The following is a 4,216-nucleotide window of genomic DNA, read 5'->3' as shown; positions in this document are numbered from 1 at the left end:
TTACGCGGTGATTGACGCGTGCTATGATCTGCGCGCTTGGCTCTTTGACATTGTAAATTATTTTGCAGCGTATGCGAACGGCAAGAGTTCGTCGATGCGGGCCTGCGGCCAGCCGTTGGCGATTTTGGTGAAGATGTCGGTGAGATAGTCTTCCGGATTGACATCATTGAGTTTGCACGTTGTCAGGAGCGAGGCGAACCGGGCCCAGCTGTGAGCGCCCTCGGCGTTGCCGGCGAACAGGCTGTTTTTGCGCAATATTGCAATCGGACGAATCGAACGCTCGACAAAATTCGAGTCGATTTCGAGCCTGCCGTCATCGAGATAGCGCATCAGGCCTTCCCAATGATTGAAGGCGTAATTGATATCCTCCATCAGCGTTGAACGCTGGGACAGAATCTCGCTTTGCGCCTTCAGCCATTTATGGAACTCTTCCATCAGGGGCTTGGCCTTTTCCTGTCGCACATCGCGCCGGTGATTTGGCGGCTTGCCGCGTATCGGGTCTTCGACCTCATAGATCCTGGCTATTTTCTGGACCGCTTCCTTGGCGATCGATCCGTATCCGTCCTTGATCTCGTCGAAGAACCGGCGGCGCAAATGCGCCATGCAAAATGACAGCGCGATAGGGCTGTTCTTTTGAGTGTCGTTGGCGACCGCCTTGTAAGAACTAAGCCCGTCGACCTGCACGGCGCCGCTCACGCCTTCGAGCACTTCAGCCGCGCTCCCCTTGCAGCGGCCCGGCTTATAAAAATAGGCGACTGCAGGCGGCTCATCGCCAGCGTAAGGCCGCGGATCGCGCGCCAGCGCCCAAAGCTGGCCTTTCTTCACCTCGCCATTGCCGGGCGCAAGCACCGGCATCGGCGTTTCGTCGCAAAAGAGCGGCTCGGACTGCTTGATGTCCATAACGAGGCGATCATAGACGGGCTGCACTTCATAAGCCGCGCGCCCGATCCAGTTGCACAGCGTCGACCGGTCAAGATCGACGCCGCTCCTCGCAAAAATATCGGCTTGCCTGTAGGCGGGAAGATAATCGCCGAACTTTGAGACCACCACATTAGCGATCAACCGCTCCGTCGGCAGGCCGCTTCTGATGATATGCGGCGCCGCCGGCGCCTGGACCAGCGCGTTCTCGCATTTGCGGCAGCCATAGCGCGGGCGGCGGGTGCGGATCACTCGCAGCCTTTGCGGCACGATGTCGAGCCGCTCGGAGACGTCTTCGCCGATGACGTGCAGGGCGCAGCCGCAATCGGCGCAGACGTTCGCTACCGGCTCGATGACCTGGTCTTCACGAGGCAGGCTCGCCGGCAAGGCGCCGAGATTGGCCTTGCGCGCCCGCTTTTCGGCGAGCGCCGGCTCAAACGCTTCCTGCGCCTGTTGGATTTCGCCGATCGCCTGTGCGGTGTCTTCAAGCAGCAGCGCCAGCTGATCGGCGTCGAGCTTTTCGGAACGCCGTCCATATTGGGCGCGATTGAGGACCCGCACATGATGGTCGAGCCGGTCGTTTAATTCCTGCAGTGACTGGACGCGATGTTTCAGGCCGGCGATCTCTTCGTCGCGTTCCGCAAGGCTGCAGTCGCGATCGGCGATTTCCGATGTGAGTTTTTCCTTTTCGGCCTGCGCTTCGACCGTCAGCGCAGCGATGATCGCCTTCAGCGCATCTGCATCGTCAGGAAGCTGATCAAGGCGAAAATCCATGCACATTAATGTGCGCTGTTTCGCTTTCTTTCCCAACAAGTTTTTGATAAACTCAAGCGATAATTTTAGGCTTTCTCGTTCGGCGCGCCGTATGCACTTTTCTCCAGTCAATGCCTTCCACAAGCGCGCTGAACTGAACCGGCGACAGCGACATCACGCCGTCATTAATCGGCGGCCAGCGAAACGACCGGTCTTCGATCTTTTTATGCACAAGCACGAGCCCGGAGCTGTCCCAGGTCAAAATCTTCACCGCGTGTGCGTTTTTCGGCCGGAAGATGAACGCCGCGCCGGAGAACAGATCAATCTTGGTGATTTCCTGGACGATCACCGACAGGCCCTGATGGCCTTTGCGGAAGTCGACCGGCTTCGCATAGAGATAAAAGCGCTTCGGCGCATGTCCGTTGATCATGGGCTGGTCAGCGCCGCCCGCGCAGCGCATCGAGCACGATATTCAACAGCACCCGGTCCGTCCGCGGGAGAACCCGCACCGTCGCCCCGCCGACCTCTATCTCAATCGGCGAGCTGTTATCACGGTCAAAACGGCGCGCACGCCCCGAACGATAACGATCTTCGCCCCGCGGCTGGTCGCCGGCGTCATCATCCACAACGACCTCAACAAAATCTTCACGCCGCGCGCGGCGGCGATGGTCACGTTCGGGATTCCGCTCATGGTCGGAATGCGTTCTATCACTGGTCAAAATCAAATGCCTCAAAGCGGAAATTCATCAATGAGACAATGATGGCCCACGCCGACCGTCAAGAACAGGTGGGGTCCGGGCGTCGCTTACGCGTCATCCGCACATCCCGCCCGAAATATGGCTGCCGCAAATGCGAGAATGCCCCGGTCCAGGCGCTCAGCCCCCCGCGGCTCATCGCGGGCGGTCTGCCGACGGAGCAGTTAGTCTCCCATGTCATCGTGTCGAAGTTCGCCGATGCGCTTCCGCTCTATAGACAGCAGCAAATTTACGCTCGCGAAGGCGTCGATCTCGACCGCTCGACGCTTGCCGACTGGGTGGGACGCGCGGCGTTCGAACTGCGCCCCGTTCATGAGCGCTTGATCGAAACGATCAAGCGCTCCGATCCAATCTTCTGCGACGAAACGCACGTTCCTGTGCTCGATCCAGGCCGCGGCAAAACGAAAACCGGGCAGTTCTGGGCGATCGCCCGCGACGGGCGCCCCTATTGTTCCGACGATCCGCCGGCCGTCGCCTATGTCTATCAGCCGGGGCGCTGCAAGGAGAGTGCAGCCGAAGTGCTGAACGGCTATGCGGGTACGGCGCAGGTCGATGGCTATGGCGTCTACAAATCGGTCGCCGAAGAAGGCGACGTGAAGCTGTCCTTCTGCATGGCCCATGTTCGCAGGAAGTTCAACCACGAGATCAAGTTCGGCTACGGCCCGATCGCAGAGGAAGCGCTGCAATGGATCGCCGAGCTTTACAGGATCGAAACCCAGGCGCGCGGGCGACCGCCCGATGAACGCCGCAAAATCCGCCAGGAAAAAGCGAAGCCGATACTCGATGCGTTCAGGCCTTGGCTTGAGACGAAACTCGATCTTATCTCCGGCCGATCCGAACTTGCGAAGCACATTCGCTATGCGCTTAATCACTGGAACGGCCTTCTGCTGTACCTCGACGACGGCCGCCTTGAGATCGACTCCAATACGGTCGAGCGCTCCATGAGACCGATTGGATTGACAAGGAAAAACGCGTTGTTCGCGGGCCACGATGACGGGGCGCGCTGTTGGGCGCGCCTTGCGTCGCTCGCACAAACCTGCAAGCTCAATGGCGTTAATCCGCAGGCGTACTTCACCGACGTCCTGACGAAGGTCGTCAATGGATGGCCGCAAAGCCGCATCGATGATCTCCTTCCGTTCTCATACGTCGAGAACAAAACCTGATTGTCAAAGAGCAAAGATGCTGAACAATAGCTGCGTTCTATCGATTTAGCGACGTGGCGCCGAGACGCCGCTTACGGGCGTTGAGCGCGGCGGAGAAGTTGAAGATCGTCGACGAGGCGCGCCGGCCGGGGGCGACCATGTCGGCGGTTGCGCGGCGGCACGGGATCCGCGGCGAAGAGCTGCACGCCTGGCGCCGGGCCGCGCGTGAAGGCCGTCTGACGGAGACGGACGACGCCGGCGCGGGACCGCGCTTCGTGCCTGTCGTCGTCACGGACGCGTCTGCCGGCGAGGGCGTTGAGGCGGCCGTCGGCGACGTCGCTACGGCGATGATCTTCTCGCTGCCGACAGGCGAGAAGCTGTCTTTCGACGCGCGCGTCGATCCGGCGCTGCTCGACCGCACGCTCAGGGTGCTGCGCCGATGATCGCCGTTCCGCCCAATACGAAGATCTGGATCGCGCTCGGCCGCACCGACATGCGCCGCGGCTTCAACGGCCTGTCGCTGATGGTGCAGGAGCAAATGCGCATGGATCCCTGGTCGGGACATGGGTTCGTGTTTCGCGGCCGCCGCGGCGATTACATAAAAATTCTTTGGGCTGACGGCCACGGGCTTTGCCTTTTCTCGAAGCG

Annotated in this window: 5 protein-coding genes and 1 pseudogene; 4 read left to right on the top strand and 2 right to left on the bottom strand. The window is 60.3% G+C overall.

The window, feature by feature from the left end:
- Nucleotides 1–57: 57 nt before the first annotated feature.
- Both tnpC (CW354_RS16155) and tnpB (CW354_RS16150) read right to left on the bottom strand, forming a co-directional pair.
- A complete protein-coding gene (gene tnpC / locus CW354_RS16155) occupies nucleotides 58–1,692 on the bottom strand; it encodes an IS66 family transposase (protein ID WP_104828937.1) in 1,635 nt (544 codons plus the stop codon).
- 52 nt (nucleotides 1,693–1,744) lie between these two features.
- Nucleotides 1,745–2,101, bottom strand: a complete 357-nt coding sequence (gene tnpB / locus CW354_RS16150) for an IS66 family insertion sequence element accessory protein TnpB (protein ID WP_104829984.1) — start codon at nucleotides 2,099–2,101, stop codon at nucleotides 1,745–1,747.
- Between tnpB (CW354_RS16150) and CW354_RS23520 the strand changes: the two genes are divergently transcribed.
- The 4 genes and pseudogenes from CW354_RS23520 to tnpB (CW354_RS16135) form a co-directional block, all read left to right on the top strand.
- Complete coding sequence (locus CW354_RS23520; protein WP_104830365.1) at nucleotides 2,100–2,432, top strand: hypothetical protein; 333 nt, start codon at nucleotides 2,100–2,102, stop codon at nucleotides 2,430–2,432. The two genes, tnpB (CW354_RS16150) and CW354_RS23520, sit on opposite strands and share 2 nt — an antisense overlap.
- A gap of 11 nt (nucleotides 2,433–2,443) precedes the next feature.
- Nucleotides 2,444–3,589 (top strand): annotated as a pseudogene (tnpC, locus tag CW354_RS16145) (IS66 family transposase); the annotation flags it as partial.
- 53 nt (nucleotides 3,590–3,642) lie between these two features.
- Complete coding sequence (tnpA, locus tag CW354_RS16140) at nucleotides 3,643–4,011, top strand: IS66-like element accessory protein TnpA (RefSeq protein ID WP_279303131.1); 369 nt, start codon at nucleotides 3,643–3,645, stop codon at nucleotides 4,009–4,011.
- Nucleotides 4,008–4,216, top strand: a 209-nt coding sequence (gene tnpB, locus CW354_RS16135) for an IS66 family insertion sequence element accessory protein TnpB (RefSeq protein WP_133162341.1), incomplete at its 3' end; no start/stop codon positions are given. The genes tnpA and tnpB (CW354_RS16135), both read left to right, overlap by 4 nt.

Source organism: Hyphococcus luteus (genome assembly GCF_002943565.1).
Classification (GTDB): Bacteria; Pseudomonadota; Alphaproteobacteria; order Caulobacterales; family Parvularculaceae; genus Hyphococcus; species Hyphococcus luteus.
This window is presented reverse-complemented; position numbering and strand designations above follow the sequence as displayed.

What these genes read in the sequence shown, in the direction of transcription:
- tnpB (WP_104829984.1), bottom strand. Translation starts at nt 2,101, where the DNA reads ATGATCAACGGACATGCGCCGAAGCGCTTTTATCTCTATGCGAAGCCG.
- CW354_RS23520 (WP_104830365.1), top strand. Translation starts at nt 2,100, where the DNA reads ATGGGCTGGTCAGCGCCGCCCGCGCAGCGCATCGAGCACGATATTCAA.
- tnpC (WP_104828937.1), bottom strand. Translation starts at nt 1,692, where the DNA reads ATGGATTTTCGCCTTGATCAGCTTCCTGACGATGCAGATGCGCTGAAG.